Origin of the sequence: Clostridium sp. CM74B_53 (assembly GCF_036318045.1) — a bacterium.
Lineage (GTDB): Bacteria > Bacillota > Clostridia > Lachnospirales > Lachnospiraceae > Pilosibacter.
In genome coordinates, this window is record NZ_JAWQDE010000004.1 from 104,615 (window position 1) to 122,973 (window position 18,359).

Annotated in this window: 14 protein-coding genes; 11 read left to right on the forward strand and 3 right to left on the reverse strand. The window is 51.2% G+C overall.

The genetic code is table 11. The features are described 5' to 3' along the window. The first annotated feature begins 31 nt into the window (after positions 1-31). Together V2546_RS04720 and holA are read left to right on the forward strand one after the other, a co-directional pair. A complete protein-coding gene (locus V2546_RS04720; RefSeq protein WP_329751681.1) occupies positions 32-586 on the forward strand; it encodes a phosphatase in 555 nt (184 codons plus the stop codon). A gap of 179 nt (positions 587-765) precedes the next feature. Further along, the gene (holA, locus tag V2546_RS04725; RefSeq protein ID WP_329751682.1) at positions 766-1,743 is read left to right on the forward strand and encodes a DNA polymerase III subunit delta; all 978 of its coding nucleotides are present in this window, start codon (positions 766-768) and stop codon (positions 1,741-1,743) included. A 580-nt stretch (positions 1,744-2,323) separates the two neighbouring features. On the opposite strand, the gene rpsT is transcribed toward holA, so the two are convergent. After that, complete coding sequence (gene rpsT / locus V2546_RS04730; RefSeq protein ID WP_021905348.1) at positions 2,324-2,587, reverse strand: 30S ribosomal protein S20; 264 nt, start codon at positions 2,585-2,587, stop codon at positions 2,324-2,326. Positions 2,588-3,051: 464 nt separating this feature from the next. On the opposite strand from rpsT, the gene gpr reads away from it, so the two are divergent. Both gpr and V2546_RS04740 read left to right on the forward strand, forming a co-directional pair. Further along, complete coding sequence (gpr, locus tag V2546_RS04735; RefSeq protein ID WP_329751683.1) at positions 3,052-4,179, forward strand: GPR endopeptidase; 1,128 nt, start codon at positions 3,052-3,054, stop codon at positions 4,177-4,179. 339 nt (positions 4,180-4,518) lie between these two features. Continuing rightward, positions 4,519-5,907 carry a stage II sporulation protein P gene (locus V2546_RS04740; RefSeq protein ID WP_329751684.1) on the forward strand — a complete coding sequence of 463 codons (1,389 nt, stop codon included), beginning with the start codon at positions 4,519-4,521 and terminating at the stop codon, positions 5,905-5,907. Positions 5,908-5,941: 34 nt separating this feature from the next. Here the strand turns inward: V2546_RS04740 and V2546_RS04745 are convergent, their stop codons facing one another. Further along, complete coding sequence (locus V2546_RS04745) at positions 5,942-7,300, reverse strand: MATE family efflux transporter (protein ID WP_118530780.1); 1,359 nt, start codon at positions 7,298-7,300, stop codon at positions 5,942-5,944. 684 nt (positions 7,301-7,984) lie between these two features. On the opposite strand from V2546_RS04745, the gene lepA reads away from it, so the two are divergent. From lepA to glgD, 5 genes are all read left to right on the forward strand, one after another. Beyond that, complete coding sequence (lepA, locus tag V2546_RS04750; protein WP_118515568.1) at positions 7,985-9,799, forward strand: translation elongation factor 4; 1,815 nt, start codon at positions 7,985-7,987, stop codon at positions 9,797-9,799. Between the two features lie 351 nt (positions 9,800-10,150). After that, entirely contained in the window at positions 10,151-11,164 is a 1,014-nt protein-coding gene (locus tag V2546_RS04755) for an NUDIX domain-containing protein (protein WP_329751685.1), read from the forward strand. Then, a complete protein-coding gene (gene hemW, locus V2546_RS04760; protein ID WP_486463562.1) occupies positions 11,161-12,300 on the forward strand; it encodes a radical SAM family heme chaperone HemW in 1,140 nt (379 codons plus the stop codon). Before V2546_RS04755 ends, hemW begins: the two co-directional genes overlap by 4 nt. Positions 12,301-12,520: 220 nt before the next feature. Beyond that, positions 12,521-13,729, forward strand: a complete 1,209-nt coding sequence (locus V2546_RS04765) for a glucose-1-phosphate adenylyltransferase (RefSeq protein WP_118530796.1) — start codon at positions 12,521-12,523, stop codon at positions 13,727-13,729. Continuing rightward, positions 13,723-14,862, forward strand: coding sequence for a glucose-1-phosphate adenylyltransferase subunit GlgD (glgD, locus tag V2546_RS04770; protein ID WP_118530799.1), 1,140 nt, complete (start codon positions 13,723-13,725; stop codon positions 14,860-14,862). Before V2546_RS04765 ends, glgD begins: the two co-directional genes overlap by 7 nt. Positions 14,863-15,055: 193 nt before the next feature. Here the strand turns inward: glgD and V2546_RS04775 are convergent, their stop codons facing one another. After that, positions 15,056-15,769: a 3D domain-containing protein gene (locus V2546_RS04775; RefSeq protein ID WP_118299194.1), complete on the reverse strand. Its 714-nt coding sequence runs from the start codon at positions 15,767-15,769 to the stop codon at positions 15,056-15,058. Between the two features lie 873 nt (positions 15,770-16,642). Here V2546_RS04775 and hrcA point away from each other — a divergent pair. Both hrcA and grpE read left to right on the forward strand, forming a co-directional pair. Then, the gene (gene hrcA / locus V2546_RS04780; protein WP_118299193.1) at positions 16,643-17,695 is read left to right on the forward strand and encodes a heat-inducible transcriptional repressor HrcA; all 1,053 of its coding nucleotides are present in this window, start codon (positions 16,643-16,645) and stop codon (positions 17,693-17,695) included. A gap of 8 nt (positions 17,696-17,703) precedes the next feature. Beyond that, positions 17,704-18,282 carry a nucleotide exchange factor GrpE gene (grpE, locus tag V2546_RS04785; RefSeq protein WP_243022267.1) on the forward strand — a complete coding sequence of 193 codons (579 nt, stop codon included), beginning with the start codon at positions 17,704-17,706 and terminating at the stop codon, positions 18,280-18,282. Positions 18,283-18,359: the final 77 nt, after the last annotated feature.

The window sequence follows — 18,359 nt, forward strand, 5'->3', positions numbered from 1 at the left end:
CACATATGTCCGATTGACCGTATGATGGATCATGGATGTATTTAAGGTGATCCCGAAGGAGGTGGACGGGGTCCGCCTGGTGAACGGGATCGAGGCGAATATTTTTGATGAACACGGCTCCATCGATGTGGAGGAGCCGATCCTCTCAAAGATGGATTACATCATTGCAAGTCTTCATACGCCGTGTATCGCAAATCTTGGGATCGTGAAGAATACGGCGGCGCTCGTGGGCGCTGCCGAGAACCTGAATGTGACGGTCATCGGTCATCCGGATGATGACCGGTATCCGATCGATCCGGATGAGGTTGCGGCTGCAGCTGCGGAAAACCATACGGCCATCGAGCTCAACAACGGGTCGTTAAATCCGCTTTCGACGAGGATCAACGGACCGAAAAATATCAGGAAGGTCCTGGAGGCATGCAAAAAGTATCACACCATGGTGCTCATGGGGACGGACAGCCATATCTGCTATGAGATCGGACATTTTGAGGATTCGATGGTGCTGTTAAAGGAACTTGATTTTCCGGCGGAGCAGGTGATCAATTTCGATGTGGACAGGCTGGGGTATGTGCTGAGAAAGCATTGAGAACAGGTTGGGAATAGAGCAACGAAAAAGGGCGATCATATTGTAACAATATGGTCGCTTTTCGTATATCAAGCGACAGGGGCCAGTGACAGGGGAAAAGGCGCAGCTTGACCGGCAGTGGCATCTCTGATAGAATGGATGGCAGAAAATGATCAAATGTACAGTTCACGGAGGCGGTTATGCAGACATTAAACCAGGATATCAAAGAGAAAACATTTAAGCGGGTCTATCTGCTGTTTGGGGATGAACCGTTTCTTGTGAACAGTTATAAAAAGCGTCTCCGGGAGGCGATTGCCGGGGATGACACGATGAATTACAACTATTTTGAGGGCAAGGGGCCGGACGTGAAGGAGATCATAAGTCTCGCGGACACCATGCCTTTTTTTGCTGAGCGGCGGCTTGTGATGGTCGACGGCAGCGGATTTTTCAAGAACAGTGCGCCGGAGGAGCTTGTGAATTATATCGCGGAGATCCCGGAATCGACCTGCATGGTCTTTGTGGAGAGCGAGGTCGATAAGAGGAACAAGCTTTATAAGAAGGTCAAGGACAATGGATATGCGGCAGAGTTAAAGAAGCAGGATGCGGATCAGCTCATGCGCTGGGCGGCGGGGATCCTCGCAAAGGACGGGAAGAAGATCACTCGCCAGGTCATGGAGTATTTTATGGAGCGGACCGGGGATGATATGGAGAATATCCGGATGGAGCTGGAGAAGCTGATCTGCTACACGATGGGGCGCGAGGTGATCACGAAGGAGGACGTCGAGGCGGTCGGGACGGTTCATGTCACGAACCGGATCTTTGAGATGGTGACGGCGATCGTCGCGGGGAATACGAGGAAGGCAATGGATCTCTATGAGGATCTTCTGACTTTGAAGGAGCCGCCGATGAGGATCATGTTTCTGATCGCGAAGCAGTTTAACCAGCTTCTGCAGGTGAAGGAGCTTGCGGGGAAGGGCGCCCAGAAGGGGGAGATCGCTTCGAAGGTGAAGGTGCCGCCGTTTGTGGCGGGGAAGCTGATCGCGCAGGCGAGGGCGTTTTCGCGGGAGCAGATCCTTTCGTATGTGGAGTTTTGTGTGGAATCGGAGGAATCGGTGAAGACGGGGAGGTTGTCGGATCGGTTGGCGGTGGAGTTGTTGATCGCTAGGAAGTATCGGTAGGTATGGCGGAAAGTTAGCTTTAGAAACTTGGCGAAAGGTACGCGCAGGTATGGCTTCAGCCACAGGCGCGAGTGGATTTCTGGGGCGGTTCCTCTAGGCTTGCGAAAAAATGCTAAGGGCGGAGTGCAGGGGACACAACTCGCTGCGCTCAGACAAGTGTCCCCTGTTCTCCAACGCATTTTCCCGCGAGCCAAGAGGAAGCCAAAGCCCCTGGAATCAGGCGCCTGAGTCTGAAGGCAGACCGGCGCTGGGTGTTGGATTGGCGAGGGGACGCGCAGGTATGGCTTCAGCCACAGGCGCGAGTGGATTTCTGGGGCGGTTCCTCTAGGCTTGCGAAAAAATGCTAAGGGCGGAGAACAGAGGGCACAACTCGCTGCGCTCAGACAAGTGCCCTCTGTTCTCCAACGCATTTTCCCGCGAGCCAAGAGGAAGCCAAAGCCCCCGGAATCAGGCGCCTGAGTCTGAAGCCATACCTGCGCTGTGTAGTGGCGGGAGTGAAAAAAAGAACCGCCGGTTCCGACACACCCTCGGAATCAGCGGTTCTTTTTTATTTATGCGTAATAATCCAGTTCGATGATAATTAAGCCATTGCGCTTACAGCTTTAGCCAAACGGGATACTTTTCTGGAAGCGGTATTCTTGTGATATACGCCCTTGGAAGTAGCCTTGTCGATCTCGCTTGTAGCAGCAAGAAGTGCAGCCTGTGCAGCAGCCTTGTCGCCAGCAGTAATTGCAGCTTCTACCTTCTTAACGAAAGTTTTCACTTTGGATCTGATTGCTTTGTTTCTAGCAGCTCTTGTCTCTGCTACTACGATTCTTTTCTTTGCAGATTTGATGTTAGCCAATCTGTACACCTCCATATTATTTTAAAAATTATCTCTGTTTGTTTTGCATCAAAGCCTGGACACGGACAGTTCAATGTAAACATACTATTACATTCTAGCGAATATTTCCCAGGATGTCAATACATAAATTGCTTTTTTCGAGAGAAAAATAAGAGAGTCTGGTTACTTTTCTTTGGTAGGAATTTTCAGAACTGAAAATTCCGTATGATACAGTGGAGACCGCAGATTTTGCCGATTTGGAATGCGAAGCATCGGCAAAATCGAGTTATAGTGCGCGGGCACTATAACTGAGTCTGGTTACTTTTCTTTGGTAGGAATTTTCAGAACTGAAAATTCCGTATGATACAGTGGAGACCGCGGATTTTGCCGATTTGGAATGCGAAGCATCGGCAAAATCGAGTTATAGTGCGCAGGCACTATAACTGAGAATGTTTACTTTTCGTGGGTAGGAAGGAGAAGATGCTATGAGGCAGGCGGATGTTGATTTTGTGGTGCGGACGGATCTGGCGATCGAGGAGCGGCATCGGGTCTGGGAGAGCGGGAGTGAGATCGCGGGGGTCCGGATGCGGGAGTGGGAAGCGGCGGACGCAGGGATCCGGGTGACGGAGGTCTTGGTGTGTGATGAGAGAGGGGAAGAGGCGCTCGGAAAGCCGGTCGGTGTGTATCTGACGCTGGATGCGCCGTCGCTTGCGAAGAAGGACGAGGATTACCACAGGGAGGTCTCGGAGGAGTTATCGGGGCTTTTGCGGGGGATGTTTGTGGATCATGGGCTTGAGGCGGAGCGGATGGAGCGGCCGGTGAGGACGCTGGTCGTGGGGCTTGGAAATCCGGAGGCGACGCCGGATGCGCTGGGACCGAAGGTGCTGGAGCATCTCCAGGCGACGCGGCATCTGGCGATGGAGTACGGGACGGATTTTTGCTGGAAGCATGGATATCCGATCCTGAGTGGGATCACACCGGGAGTCATGGCGCAGACGGGGATGGAGACGGCGGAGATCGTAAAGGGGATCGTGCGGGAGACAGAGCCGGATGCCGTTATCGTTGTGGATGCGCTGGCGGCCAGGAGTGCGGGGAGACTCGGAGTCACGGTGCAGCTTGCCGATACGGGGATCCGACCGGGATCCGGGGTCGGAAATCACCGGAGCGGGCTGACGGAGGAGACGCTGGGGATCCCGGTCTTTGCGATCGGGATTCCGATGGTTGTCGGGGCGGCGGCGATCGTGTACGACACGGTCGGGGCGATGACGGAGATGCTGAGAGAGCGGGTGGAATGCGGATCCGGTGATGAGGAGAAAGGAACAAAGAAAGAAAAAACGAAGAAAGAAGCAATCAAGACCGAAGAAACAGAGGAAGATAAGGAAACGCGAAAAAACGGTGGAAAATGGACGAAGGAAGAGCCCCGGAGAAGAGAGGAAAAGCGGATGATACCGGAAATGCTCCGGGTTGAGGAGGCTTTTGAACTCGTCAAGGAACTTTTAAAACCGGATCTTGGTCCCATGTATGTGACTCCGCACGATATTGATGAGCGGGTGGATTTTCTGAGCTATACGATATCGGAGGCAATCCATGGGGCGCTGTTTTACAATAAATGAAAAAGGGTAACTGTTCAGCAGATCTGTGCACTTGCTGCGTTGACTGTAATAAATCTGCTATGCATCCGAAGGAAGCTCCAGGGGAGGTTCCTGTAGGCGTGTAATGAACAGTTACGAAAAATGATTCCGTTACAGGAGCTGATGGAAAGTGTGTGCGAAATTTATCCGAAATGAGATAAGAAAAATCCAGTGAAGAAAATGCGATTTCTTCAGCAGCGATAGCGTGATGTACTCGAAAAAAGCAGCAGACTTGATTGGTATCCGGCGATCGGGCGTAAAGGTACTGAATCACCGCTCTTGCACATAAAATGTAAGGAAACGGCGGGCCGGGCGGTAAGGATGAGGCGGAGATGGTACTATTTTAAGCGGATGCTTCAGGCGGACCGCCGGTTTGTCGTGCAGATGTTCGGGAATTTACTGGGAGTCCTCCGGTATGCCGGGCTGTGGATCGGGATCGCGGCGGTATGTGCGGCAGTTTTATATCTGGGGAGAAAAGTTTTTTCGGTTTCGCTGGGTAAATTTTATGAGGATCATGCGGTACAGATCGCTGACGATATTGTGCGGGGATTTCTTCCTGCGTGGAAAGAAGATGAAGGCGTATCGTTTTTCCGGGAAAGTCGGAAAAATGAAAACAGCGGGCTGAATGCGGAGTATGAAGAAATCTTCGGGATCGAAAATGAGAACGAGGCGATGCGGGCGGAATGGATCGCAGGCAGGGAGGCTGGAGAGGAAGAATACAGGGACGAAAGCGGGAAAATGATACAGGAAAACGGGGACGAAAGCGGGCAAACAATACAGGAAGGCGGAAATGCGAACGAGGGAATAAAAGAGGGGATGAACGGAGGACTAGACGAAAGCAGTCTGTCAGAACAAACCGAAAGCGGGCAGCTTCATGAGGAAAGAGCTGTATCGGATGACAATCTCCTGGCATCCGGAATTTTCAACACCGGAAATTCCGGCATTATATTAGAAAAACTGAATGATTATGACTATCTGATGAAAAAATTCTATAATGTCCATCCGACCACGACGGCGAGCCGTGATCTGATGCAGGCAGAAACATTTCTGTCCACCGATCTTTCCATCGAAAAGAATGCGGACAGTCCGCAGATCCTGATCTACCACACCCACTCCCAGGAGACTTACGCGGATTATCCGGAAAATCCGGAGGCGGATGTGATCCATCTGGGAGAGGAGCTGGCGGTCCTTTTGCGGGAACGCGGTTACAACGTGTTTCATGATGAGAGTGTTTACGATTATCGGGACGGAAAGCTGGACCGGAGTGCGGCGTATACCTATGCACTTGATGGGATCACGGGACTTTTACAGAAATATCCGTCCATCGAAGTGGTTTTAGATATCCACAGGGACGGCGTTGCGGATGGGACGAGACTTGTGACGGAACTCGGCGGGAGCGAGACGGCAAAACTCATGTTTTTCAATGGGACGTCCATGAGCCCGGACGGACCGATCGAATATCTTCCGAATCCGAATCTCAGAGAAAACCTGGCATTCAGCTTCCAGATGCAGCTTCTGGCGGATGGAAAATATCCGGGACTGATGAGAAAGATCTATTTAAAAGGCCTCCGCTATAATGAGCATGTCCGGGCGCGCTCCGCCCTGATCGAGGTGGGCGCGCAGACAAACACATACGCGGAGGCGAAGGCGGCGATGGAGCCGCTTGCAGATATCCTGGATCTTGTGTTGGATCATGGACAGGGAGATTAAAAAATCCGAAGGCCAGGTGACTGCCGGGATTTCCTTACATACTGATCTTCTTTTCCCACTTTCCGGACATATAATAAAGCTCGACGAGAATGGATGCCACGATCCATCCGATCGGATAACCGAAGCCGACAACTGCGGCCGTGTTGCAGATCGAGGTTGCAATATAGAGATAGATCTGGCGGAACAGGACAAAGGAGAACAGCATGATCAGCATCGGAGTCCTGGAATCACCGGCTCCTCGCATGGCTCCTGCGACAACCTGGTTCGGGCAGCAGAACGCGAGCATGAAGACGTTCATCCGGAGAAACATGGTTCCGTAGCGGACCACATCCGGCTCCTGGTTAAAGATCGCGACAAGGCTCGGGGCGAACAGGAAGAGGACGGCGGCGCTTGCGAACGTGATAATGAGAGCGAGGCGCATCGCGACACCGGTACCTTTTTTGGCCCTCGGAAGGTTTCCGGCACCGAGGTTCTGACTCATGAAGGTCGTGGAAGCCTGACCGATACTCTGCATCGGAAGAAAGACGAACTGGTCGATCTTCGAATAACTGCTCCATCCGGCCATACAGCTCGAACCGAAGGTGTTGATGTAGGACTGGACATACACGTTTGAGAATGAGGTCAGCGACTGCTGGAATCCGGTCGGAAGTCCGATCATGAGGATCTGCTTGAAGATTCCTTTGTCGATCCGCAGATCACGCCAGGTAAGTCTGTAATTTTCCGTGCTGCGGGAGAGGACGACGAGTACCAGGGCAGCGGAGATGAACTGGGAGATGATCGTCGCGTAGGCAACGCCCTCGATCGCCATTCCGAAGCCGACCACAAAGAGGAGGTCGAGCGCGATGTTCATGACGCTGGAGAGACAGAGAAAGTAGAGGGGACGTTTCGTATCGCCCACCGCGCGCAGGATCGCACTTCCCATATTGTATACAAGAAGACCGAACACGCCGGAAAAATAGATTTCAAGGTACACGGACGCAGACGGAAGGACATCCTCCGGTGTGGACATGAATTCCAGCATATACGGGGTGACCCAGATGCCGAGTCCGGTCAGGAGAATTCCGCAGATGAAAGTCAGCGCCATCGTCGTCTCGACTGCGATGTGGAGTTTTTCATCATCGTGCGCTCCGTAGTAGCGGCTGATCACGACGCCGGCGCCGACGGAAGTTCCTGTGAAGAACATGACGATCATGTTGATGATACTTGTTGTGGACCCAACAGCGGCGAGGGCGTGGGAGCCGACGAAGTTTCCGACGACGAGGCTGTCTACGGTGTTGTAGAGCTGCTGAAAGAGATTTCCGATCACAAGCGGAACCGCGAACATGATGAGAAGTTTCGTGATGGAACCGGATGTCATGTCCATGGATTTTTGTTTTTTAGGGGTATGGTTCATAGCGGGTTCTCCTTGGCGTGACGCAAAAGGCTGCAGTAGTTACCGGATATGTTTCCAAAATGGAGAGTCATGCAGGATCCTGTCCGGATATCGCAGCAGGAAAATGGTGGACGGGTGACAAAAGAGGGACCGGGAGCAGAAATCCCAGTCAATGAAATGAATGTCAAGTTCATGTAAAGAATGTTAATTAAAGTCTAAATCAGAACGGTTGGAATGTCAATTGCTTTAACAAAACCTGTAAAAATGAAAAATTGCAAGGTAAATATTTGCGAAGGAAGACCCGGGATCATAAATACTGAAAGTGAGACCATGGCTCCCGGAAAAACCGGCAAAATCTGCGGGCGGTCATGTTCAGAACTGCTTGCGCATGAAGGCAAATAATGCTATATTTAATATGATAAATTGCCATTTCTGCCCCCATCAGCCTGCTCAGGGAATCTGATGGGAAAATGAATGCGATAAATATAGAAGAAAGGTAATTATTCAGTAGGTCTGCGCACTTGCTGCGCTGACCGTAACAAAACACAGGCTTGAAGGCAAAAATCCCATCGGCGAAGCCGATTTGGAATGGATTTTTGCTCGTAACTGTGAGGGACTGAACAGTTACGAAGAAAGATGTGCAGGAAACCGGCTGTCTCAGGGCGCCGGATCCCTGCAGAAGTAAAAAAGAAGAGAGGAACATGAATGGTTCATTATTCCCAGGATAAAATCAGAAATTTCTGTATCATTGCCCACATCGATCACGGTAAATCCACGCTGGCGGACCGCATTATCGAGAAGACCGGTCTTTTAACGAGCCGTGAGATGCAGGCGCAGGTTCTCGACAATATGGAGCTCGAGCGCGAGCGCGGCATCACGATCAAATCCCAGGCTGTCCGTACTGTCTATAAGGCGAAGGACGGCGAAGAGTATATCTTCAACCTGATCGATACCCCAGGTCATGTGGACTTTAACTATGAGGTATCCCGAAGCCTTGCGGCCTGTGACGGCGCGATCCTTGTCGTTGACGCGGCCCAGGGAATCGAGGCGCAGACACTTGCGAACGTCTACCTCGCCCTTGACCATGACCTCGACGTTGTCCCGGTCATCAATAAGATCGACCTTCCGAGCGCCGATCCGGACCGTGTGGCGGAGGAGATCGAGGACGTGATCGGACTTGAGGCTCACGATGCGCCGAGGATCTCCGCAAAGATGGGCTTAAATATCGAAGATGTTTTAGAGGCGATCGTCCACAAGATCCCGGCTCCGAAGGGAGATCCGGAGGCACCTCTCCAGGCCCTGATCTTCGACTCCCTCTACGATTCCTACCGCGGCGTTATCGTGTTCTGCCGTGTGAAAGAGGGAACCGTTAAGAAAGGAACCCCGATCCAGATGATGGCGACGGGCGCTTCCTACGATGTCGTGGAGGTCGGATACTTTGGCGCAGGCCAGTTTATCCCGTGCGATGAGCTCCGCGCCGGTATGGTAGGTTATATTACCGCCAGCATCAAGAACGTAAAAGATACCCGTGTCGGCGATACGGTGACGAACCGCTTAAATCCATGTGCAGCACCGCTTCCGGGATATAAGAAAGTCACTCCGATGGTCTACTGCGGTCTCTACCCGGCGGATGGAGCGAAATATCCGGAGCTTCGTGACGCCCTGGAAAAATTACAGTTAAATGACGCGTCCCTGTTCTTTGAGCCGGAGACATCCATCGCTCTCGGATTCGGATTCCGCTGCGGATTCCTTGGACTTTTACACTTGGAGATCATCCAGGAGCGCTTAGAGCGCGAGTACAACCTCGACCTTGTCACAACGGCTCCGGGCGTTGTATACCGGATTCACAAGACGAACGGAGAGGTGATCGACCTCACGAACCCGTCCAACATGCCGGATCCGTCCGAGATCGACTATATGGAAGAGCCGATCGTCTCCGCAGAGATCATGGTCACGACCGAATTTGTCGGTGCGATCATGCAGCTGTGCCAGGAGCGCCGCGGCGTTTACCTCGGAATGGAATATATGGAAGAGACTCGTGCACTCTTAAAATATGAGCTTCCGTTAAACGAGATCATCTACGATTTCTTCGATGCGCTGAAATCCAGATCCCGCGGTTACGCGTCCTTCGACTACGAGTTAAAGGGATACGAGAAGTCCGAGCTTGTCAAACTCGATATCCTGATCAACAAAGAGGCGGTCGATGCCCTTTCCTTCATTGTCTTCGAAGGTTCCGCCTACGAGCGCGGAAGAAAGATGTGCGAGAAGTTAAAGGATGAGATCCCGAAACACTTATTTGAGATCCCGATCCAGGCGGCCGTCGGCGGAAAGATCATCGCGCGTGAGACCGTCAGAGCGATGAGAAAGGATGTCCTCGCGAAGTGCTACGGCGGCGATATTTCCCGAAAGAAGAAACTTCTCGAGAAGCAGAAGGAAGGAAAGAAGCGTATGCGCCAGGTCGGAAATGTGGAGATCCCGCAGAAGGCGTTCATGAGCGTCCTGAAGCTGGATGAGGAGTAGACGGCAGAGGGAAGAACAGCGATTTTAAAAATCAGAGATCGATTGGCAGGATAGATTCCGCCGGATTCTGGAAAAAGCTGAAAAAATACAGTCTGACAGACAAAAGGATATAGTCCAGAATACTCCCTGCCTGCGCCGCAGCAGGGGAAAAACGCAAAAGTCCATTTCCGGTATAAGAAATGGACTTTTCCTGTATCCGGACCGGAGATCGAATTCCTGACTGCAGGGCCTGTCACCGGCGGTTCTTTTCAAATCTATGGAAACGGACCGATTTTGCCGTTACTTATCTCCTGAAAGGAGAACGGTTTCCCTGACGGAGACAGACCCTGAAAAAACAGAGTGAGGTACACAATGAAACTTACAACTCTTTGTTATATCGAAAAAGATGAAAAATATCTGATGATCCACCGGATCAAAAAGAAACATGACGTCAATAAGGACAAATGGATCGGCATCGGCGGAAAGTTTGAACGCGGGGAGAGTCCGGAGGACTGTATCCTCAGGGAGACGAAGGAGGAGACCGGTCTGACGCTCACAGACTACCGGCTCCGGGGCGTCCTGACTTTTGTATACAACGATGACGATGAGGAGATGGAGTACATTTTCCTCTACACGGCGGACGGCTTTGCGGGGGAGCTCGCGGAATGCAATGAGGGAACGCTGGAGTGGGTCCCGAAAACGCAGATCGACCGCCTGAACCTGTGGGAGGGCGACCGGATCTTCCATTATCTTCTCGATGAAGATGCGCCGTTTTTCTCCTTAAAACTCCGCTATCAGGATGATCTTTTAAAGGAGGCGGTCCTCGATGGAAAGCCGTTGGAGCTTCTCGATCTGCTCCGTGAAGACGGGGAACCGTCCGGTCAGGTGCGCTGGCGGACTCTGGTCCATCTTCACGGAGACTGGCACCGGACGAGCCATGTCTGGGTCGTGAGAAAACGCGCGGATGGAGGACATGACCTGCTTTTACAGAAGCGGAGCGGGGAAAAGGATTCCTTCGCAGGCTGTTATGACATCTCCAGCGCCGGACATATCCCGGCGGGACAGGACTACCTGGAATCGGCGCTGAGAGAGCTGAAGGAAGAGCTTGGGATCACAGCGAAACCGGAAGAGCTGCGGCTTGTGGGAGTCCACGACGGGCGCTATGAGGGCGAATTTGGCGGACAGATCTTTAAAAACCATGAAAAGAGCCATGTCTTCGTCTATGAGAAAACGGTGGAGATCGAAGACCTGAAACTTCAGAAGGAAGAAGTGGAGTCCGTAAAGTGGATGAAGATCGAAGATGTCCTTGCGTCGGTAAAAGCGCATGATCCGGGATACTGTCTGTTTGAGGATGAGATCGAAATGCTCTGCGGGGTGCTCAAATGAGCGGGGGCATGGAATTATATCTGCACATGCCGTTCTGTGTGAGAAAGTGTGCCTACTGCGATTTCCTGTCATTCCCGTCAGGAGCCAAGATGCAGAGAATGTATGCAAAGCGGCTGATGGAAGACATCGGTGTCATGGGAAAACGATACGGGGAGATCCCGGTCGAGACGATCTTTATCGGGGGCGGAACCCCGTCGGTGCCGGACTCTGGGCTGATCGTGGAGATCATGGAACATGTCAGACATGCGTTTCATGTCGCGGATGGCGCGGAGATCTCCATGGAGGCGAATCCCGGGACGGTGACGCGGGAGAAACTTACGGATTACCGGAAAGCTGGGATCAACCGGCTGAGCTTCGGTCTCCAGTCGGCGAATGACCGGGAGTTAAAACTTCTGGGGCGGATCCACACCTGGGCGGAATTTCTGGAGAGCTTTACGCTGGCCCGCGAGTGCGGGTTTGCGAACCTGAATATCGATCTCATGTCGGCGCTTCCGGGACAGACCTGTGAGTCATGGAAGAAGACGCTCTCGCGGGTCACGGATCTTGATCCGGAACATATCTCCGCATACAGCCTGATCATCGAGGAAGGAACGCCGTTCGGTGAACGATATGGGAGCGAAGAGGGGCGGAAACTTCTTCCGGATGAGGACTCCGAGCGGGAGATGTACCATGAGACGAAGCGGTTTTTAAAGGACTGCGGATACGAACGGTATGAGATTTCCAATTATGCGAAGCCGGGGCGGGAGTGCCGCCACAACATCGGCTACTGGACCGGAGTTCCGTACCTGGGACTCGGACTCGGGGCGTCCTCCTATCTGGACGGCTGCCGGTTCACCGTGAACCCGGATATGAAGCAGTATCTCGAAGAAAAGCCGGGAATGTTTGCAGATATCGAAAAGCTGACGAAGAAGGATATGGAAGAGGAATTCTTCTATGTAGGGCTCCGGATGACGGCCGGGGTGTCGCTTTCAGAATTTGAAAGACGATTCGGGATCTCCGCAAAGGAAGTCTACCCGGGGCTGATGGAAACATTCGTGAAAGAAAAGGCCGCGCATTTTGAAGGCGACCGCTTTGTACTGACTGATTACGGGCTCGATGTGAGCAACTATATCATGGCGCAGTTTCTGCAGGACTGAAGTTCCTGCGGAGGCTGCGTTTTTTAGATTTATGGGAAATTTTGACTTTATGAGTATAAAGTAATACAGAAATATATAGGCAAAGTAAAAGTATGGTAAAAATGTATAAAAAGCTATCAAAAACGGCGAAAATGTGCTATAATTTATACAATCCTTGAGAATGCGATTTTATGCATTTTGCACGGAGAATACCGATCCAGAAATACAGGGGGATATTTTTATGGCTAAGGAAATGATCGCAATGCTCCTTGCCGGCGGACAGGGCTCCAGACTCTACGCGCTGACACAGAAGCTTGCAAAACCGGCAGTTCCTTTCGGCGGAAAGTATCGGATCATCGACTTCCCGCTCTCGAACTGTGTAAATTCAGGAATCGATACCGTTGGAATTCTGACCCAGTACCAGCCGATGGTGTTGAATGAGTATATCGGAAACGGTCAGCCGTGGGATCTTGACCGTCTCTACGGGGGAGTCCATGTACTGCCGCCGTACCAGAAAGCGTCCGGCTCCGACTGGTATAAGGGAACCGCAAACGCGATCTATCAGAACATTCCGTTTATCGAGCGCTACGATCCGCAGTATGTGATCATCTTATCAGGTGACCAGATCTGTAAGCAGGATTACAGTGATTTCCTCCGCTTCCACAAGGAGAAAGGAGCGGAGTTCAGCGTTGCCGTTATGGAGGTCCCGTGGGATGAGGCATCCCGCTTCGGCCTGATGGTCGCAGACGATGATGACCGGATCACGGAGTTTCAGGAGAAACCGAAGAACCCGAAGTCCAACCTGGCTTCGATGGGAATCTACATCTTCAACTGGGATATCTTAAAGAAGTACCTGATCGAGGACGAGGCGGATCCGAACTCCGAGAACGACTTCGGAAACAACATTATCCCGAACCTTCTGAAGGACGGACGAAAAATGTACGCCTACCACTTTGAGGGATACTGGAAGGATGTCGGAACGATCTCTTCCCTCTGGGAGGCAAATATGGAGGTTCTGGATCCGGAGCATAGCGGGATCAACCTCTTTGATGAGAATTGGAAGATCTACAGCCGGAACAGCGGCATGACCGGACATAAGATCGGCTCCAACGCGGTCGTTGAGAACTGTATGATCACAGACGGCTGCCGGATTGATGGAAATGTAAAGCATTCGATCCTGTTCTCCGGTGTTAAGGTAGAAAAAGGTGCAAAGGTCGAGGATGCCGTTGTCATGGGTGGAACCGTCATCAAGGCCGGTGCCGTTGTGGAACACTGCATCGTTGCCGAGAACGTTGTGATCGGTGAGAATGCGATCGTCGGTTCCATGCCGAAGGATGAGGGACACGGTGTCGCGACGATCGGATCCGGGATCACAATCGGAAAGGGCGCAAAGATCGGCCCGAACGCCATGGTCAATAAAAATGTGGAGGACGGTGAAGAACAATGGTAAATTCCAATGCAAATGCGATCGGTATTATTTTCCCGAACAGTTATGACAATCTGGTGCCGGAACTTGCGGGCGACCGCCTGATGGCATCCATCCCGTTCGCGGGACGTTACCGGATCATCGATTTCCTCCTTTCGAGTCTCGCAAACTGCGGGATCAGCAATATCTCCATCGTGGTCCGCGAGAATTACCATTCCCTGATGGACCATCTGGGATCCGGCCGTGAGTGGGATCTTCTCAGAAAGAACGGAGGTCTCAGCATCTTCCCGCCGTATGCGGAGAAGAACATGAAGGTCTACAGCGGCCGTGTCGAAGCGCTGGAGAGTATTCTGCAGTTCCTTAAAAATAAGAAAGAAAAGTACGTTATCATGACCGACGCAAATATTGCGGTCGATTTTGATTTCAATGATATGTTAAGGGCACATATCGAGAGCGGCGCCGATGTGACTGTCGCTTACGCGGAGCAGGAGATCCCGGCGGAGCTGATCCACGCGGGCGCCCATGGGGACATGTATTACACGTTAAAGCTCGAGGACGGGCGTGTGAAAAGGATCTTCATGAATTCCGAGGAGAGCGGAAAACAGAATCTTTCCATGAACATCTATATTATGGAAAGAGAAGCTCTGATCGAGAAGATCCATGCGGCGTTTGTACGCGGCTATTCCTATTTTGAGCGTGATATCCTTGCACCGCGCCTGGAGAAATATAACGTCCGCGCGTACAAGTATGAAGGATATTATGCAAGGATCTGCGGACTGAAGAGCTACTTTGACGAGAATATGAAGCTTCTTGACGATGAGAATCTGGAAGCGCTGTTTACCGGCGGTCCGGTCTACACAAAGATCCGTGACGACAACCCGACGAGATACATTACCGGATGTAAGGCGAAAAATAACCTCGTTGCAGATGGCTGTGTGATCGAGGGAGATGTTGAGAACTGTATTCTTTTCAGAGGCGTCAAGATCGAGAAAGGCGCGAAGATCAGAAACAGTGTCCTGATGCAGGATACGGTCGTGAAGGCCGGCGGACGCTTGGATTACGTTGTTACCGATAAGAACGTTACGATCGAGGTCGGACAGGAGCTTAAGGGAACGGATACACAGCCGTTTTATGTTGCCAAGGGACATACGGTTTAAAAAAGCAAAGGATAAAAGGGAATCTTCCGTGAGAGACTGGATGCTCCATGGAGATTCCCTTTTTGTGTATATGAGAACATAGAAAAAATGAAATCGGAAAGGCAGAGCGCTAAAGTCTGTGAAGCGCGGATTTTCCTGTAAAAAAAGGTGACCTGCGCAATGGCAGATCACCTTTTTGTAAGAAAACGGAGCATCAGGACTGGATCAGATAGACCTCAGAACGTTCCACGCCGTGATTTTTTGTTTCCGAATGTGTGTTGTAAAAAATATCGATGTGTTTTCCTTTGACGCCGCCGCCGACGTCCTCAGCGATATATTCGACGCCGTCGATGAGAAGATGGCTTCCGAGCGGGATGACGCGCGGGTCAACGGCTACGGTGCGGCTCGCGGTGGCCTGGGTTCCTGTTTTTGTGAGGCGTCCATATCCTTCGGAGCAGCTTCTGCATGGGCAGTAGGCGGTTGTCTTGAAGGTTCCTAAGGAGACGAGAGTCGCGTTTTTGATGATGCCTGTCTCGGTATCGTACTGGTAGGCGATCGGAAGTGCCTGTCCGTTTACGCTGAGTTTTATCATGTAGGTGTTGTCCGGAATGGAGGACCAGTCGATCATGATCTCAAAGCCGTGGGCGCCGTTTCCGATGCCGCTTGTCTTTAAGTCATCGCGTTCGATATCTGCGGTGGCGGTCTCTGCTAAGAGAGAGTCGCCTGTATGGGCGTTGACCACGGTGACAGTGACGGAGACCGGGGTGTCCGGGGCCGCGGAGTTCCACGCCCATCCGGAGATCTTATTTCCGTCGATGCTGTCGAGGTGGCCAGAGTTTTTCGAGGTGCTTGCGAAGGCGCATACGGTGTTTAGGAGCATCGCGAGGATGGTTATTAAAACACTGATGGTCATTCTGATTTTCTTCATATAACATATCCTTTCTTTTTTGTTTCATATCTGTTACAAAGTATATGCTGTGATGTAACAAATATGTAACAATTTGGAAACAAATATGTATTATACACGGATTTTTTTATTTGTCAAGTTTTCGGGGGGTACGCGGTGAGGCTCCGGGATAGCGTGCAGGGGATGCGGGGATGGTTCCTCTAAGCTCACGGGCGGCTGCTAAGGGCAGAAAATCGACGACACAACTCGCTGCGCTCAGACAAGTGTCGCCGATTTTCTAACGCAGCCACCCGTGAGTTAAGAGGAAGCCAGATCCCCGGATCAAAGCACGCCATCCCGGAGCCTCACCGCTGTGGAGTAGCGGGAGGAAGGAAAAGGATACAACTCGCTGCGCTCAGACAAGTGTCACCGATTTTCTAACGCAGCCACCCGTGAGCTTAGAGGAAGCCAGATCCCCGGATCAAAGCACGCCATCCCGGAGCCTCACCGCTGTGGGATGGCGGGAGGAAGGGAAGAGGTATAACTCGCTGCCTGCGCTCGGACGTGTACTATTTTGTATTCAACACAGTCAGCTGCGGATTAAGAGGAAGTGTATATCTGGAGCAAAGCACTTTTGCCCGGAGCCTCACCGCTGGGGAGTTGCGGGAGTGAGTGTGAAGAATCGATATCTTATAAGGAAATAGTTTGGTTGGGGAAGATTACTGTCGGTAAAGTGCGCGGGAAATTATGGGGTTTCCGGGAGATTTCTGGATAAAACAGGAATTATTCCTATATTTGTGAAAAAAATGTGAAAATTATCAAAAGCCCTTGACAAAAAACTTGCGAAGTAATATAGTAGCAACTGTAGATGTTAGCACTCCTCAAAAGAGAGTGCTAGCAAATCAAAGAGAAGAGGTGAGAGGTTTGGAACTGGATGAGAGAAAAGAGAAAATTTTGAAAGCGATTATCCAGACGTACCTGGAGACCGGTGAGCCGGTCGGATCCAGAACGATTTCCAAATACTCGGATCTGAAGCTCAGCTCCGCTACGATCCGAAATGAGATGTCTGATCTGGAAGAGCTTGGTTACATTCTTCAGCCGCATACTTCAGCCGGAAGGATTCCTTCCGATAAGGGTTACCGGTTTTATGTTGACCAGATCATTAAAGAGAAGGACAGTCAGGTCGAGCACATGCAGGAACTGATGATCCAGCGGGTTGACCGCGTGGAACTGCTTTTGAAGCAGCTTGCAAAGGTTCTCGCAAAGAATACAAATTATGCGACTCTGATCAGCGGACCGAGTTACAGCCAGACGAAGCTTAAATTTATCCAACTCTCCAGAGTTGAGGAACATAAGCTTCTCGTGGTAATTGTTGTGGAAGGAAATATTATCCGGAACTCTTTTGTTACGGTTGATGAGGAACTCAGTGATGAGGAGATCCTGAATCTGAATATTCTCCTGAACAGCAATCTGAACGGTCTGACGATCGAGGAGATCAATCTTGGTGTGATCGCGAAGATGAAGGAGCAGGCCGGAAGCCACAGAAGAGTGGTGGATCTGGTCCTGAATGAGGTCAGCGAAGTGATCCGTTCCCAGGATGAGGATCTTCAGATCTATACGAGCGGGGCAACCAATATTTTCAAATATCCGGAACTTTCCGATACAGAGAAAGCGAGTCAGCTGATCAGCACGTTAGAACATAAGGAACTTCTCCGTGGGCTGATCGATGAACAGCAGCAGAATAAGACCGATGACCCGGACAATGAGATCCAGGTCTACATCGGAGATGAAACTCCGGTCCAGAGCATGAAAGACTGCAGCATCGTAACCGCAAATTATGCGCTCGGTGATGGAATGCGAGGAACGATCGGTATTGTAGGACCAAAGCGGATGGATTACGAGAAAGTCGTAACAACCTTGCGATCGCTTGTCGCGCAGCTGAACGAAACATTTAAAAATGAAAGGTGAAGAGAGCAGTGGAAGAGAAAGAGTTAGAAAAAGAGAACCAGGAGACGGAAGCTTCCGAAGAGAAAGAAGCGAAAGCCTCTGAGACTGATAAAGAAACTGAGAAGTCCGAGGATGCCGGAAAGAAGGAAAAAGCTCCGGAAAAGAAAAAGGATCCGAAGGACGAGAAGATTGATGAGTTAAATGACAAACTCAGAAGATCGATGGCGGAATTTGATAATTATCGCAAGAGAACGGACAAGGAAAAGTCCGCGATGTATGAGATCGGCGCGAAGGACGTGATCGAAAAGATCCTTCCGATCGTTGACAACTTTGAAAGAGGTCTTAACACAATCCCGGAGGATGCGAAAGGAACCGCATTTGCAGAGGGAATGGAAAAGATATATAAGCAGTTTGTAAAGACGCTCGATGATCTCGGCGTAAAGCCGATCGAGGCCGTCGGAAAGCCGTTTGATCCGAATTTCCACAACGCAGTGATGCATGTGGAGGATGAGAATCTCGGCGAAAATGTTGTGGCAGCTGAGCTTCAGAAGGGTTACACCTACAAAGAGTCGATCGTCCGTCACAGCATGGTACAGGTTGCGAACTAAGGATCGTGAGAGCACGTAAGTGCGGATCGATCCGGTATCAAAATTAACATTGAAATTCACTTAATTCCAAATATAAC

Excerpts from the sequence above, each read along its gene's own strand:
- V2546_RS04720 (WP_329751681.1), top strand. The coding sequence starts at position 32 with ATGGATGTATTTAAGGTGATCCCGAAGGAGGTGGACGGGGTCCGCCTG.
- holA (WP_329751682.1), top strand. The coding sequence starts at position 766 with ATGCAGACATTAAACCAGGATATCAAAGAGAAAACATTTAAGCGGGTC.
- gpr (WP_329751683.1), top strand. The coding sequence starts at position 3,052 with ATGAGGCAGGCGGATGTTGATTTTGTGGTGCGGACGGATCTGGCGATC.
- V2546_RS04740 (WP_329751684.1), top strand. The coding sequence starts at position 4,519 with ATGAGGCGGAGATGGTACTATTTTAAGCGGATGCTTCAGGCGGACCGC.
- V2546_RS04745 (WP_118530780.1), bottom strand. The coding sequence starts at position 7,300 with ATGAACCATACCCCTAAAAAACAAAAATCCATGGACATGACATCCGGT.
- lepA (WP_118515568.1), top strand. The coding sequence starts at position 7,985 with ATGGTTCATTATTCCCAGGATAAAATCAGAAATTTCTGTATCATTGCC.
- V2546_RS04755 (WP_329751685.1), top strand. The coding sequence starts at position 10,151 with ATGAAACTTACAACTCTTTGTTATATCGAAAAAGATGAAAAATATCTG.
- hemW (WP_486463562.1), top strand. The coding sequence starts at position 11,161 with ATGAGCGGGGGCATGGAATTATATCTGCACATGCCGTTCTGTGTGAGA.
- V2546_RS04765 (WP_118530796.1), top strand. The coding sequence starts at position 12,521 with ATGGCTAAGGAAATGATCGCAATGCTCCTTGCCGGCGGACAGGGCTCC.
- glgD (WP_118530799.1), top strand. The coding sequence starts at position 13,723 with ATGGTAAATTCCAATGCAAATGCGATCGGTATTATTTTCCCGAACAGT.
- V2546_RS04775 (WP_118299194.1), bottom strand. The coding sequence starts at position 15,769 with ATGAAGAAAATCAGAATGACCATCAGTGTTTTAATAACCATCCTCGCG.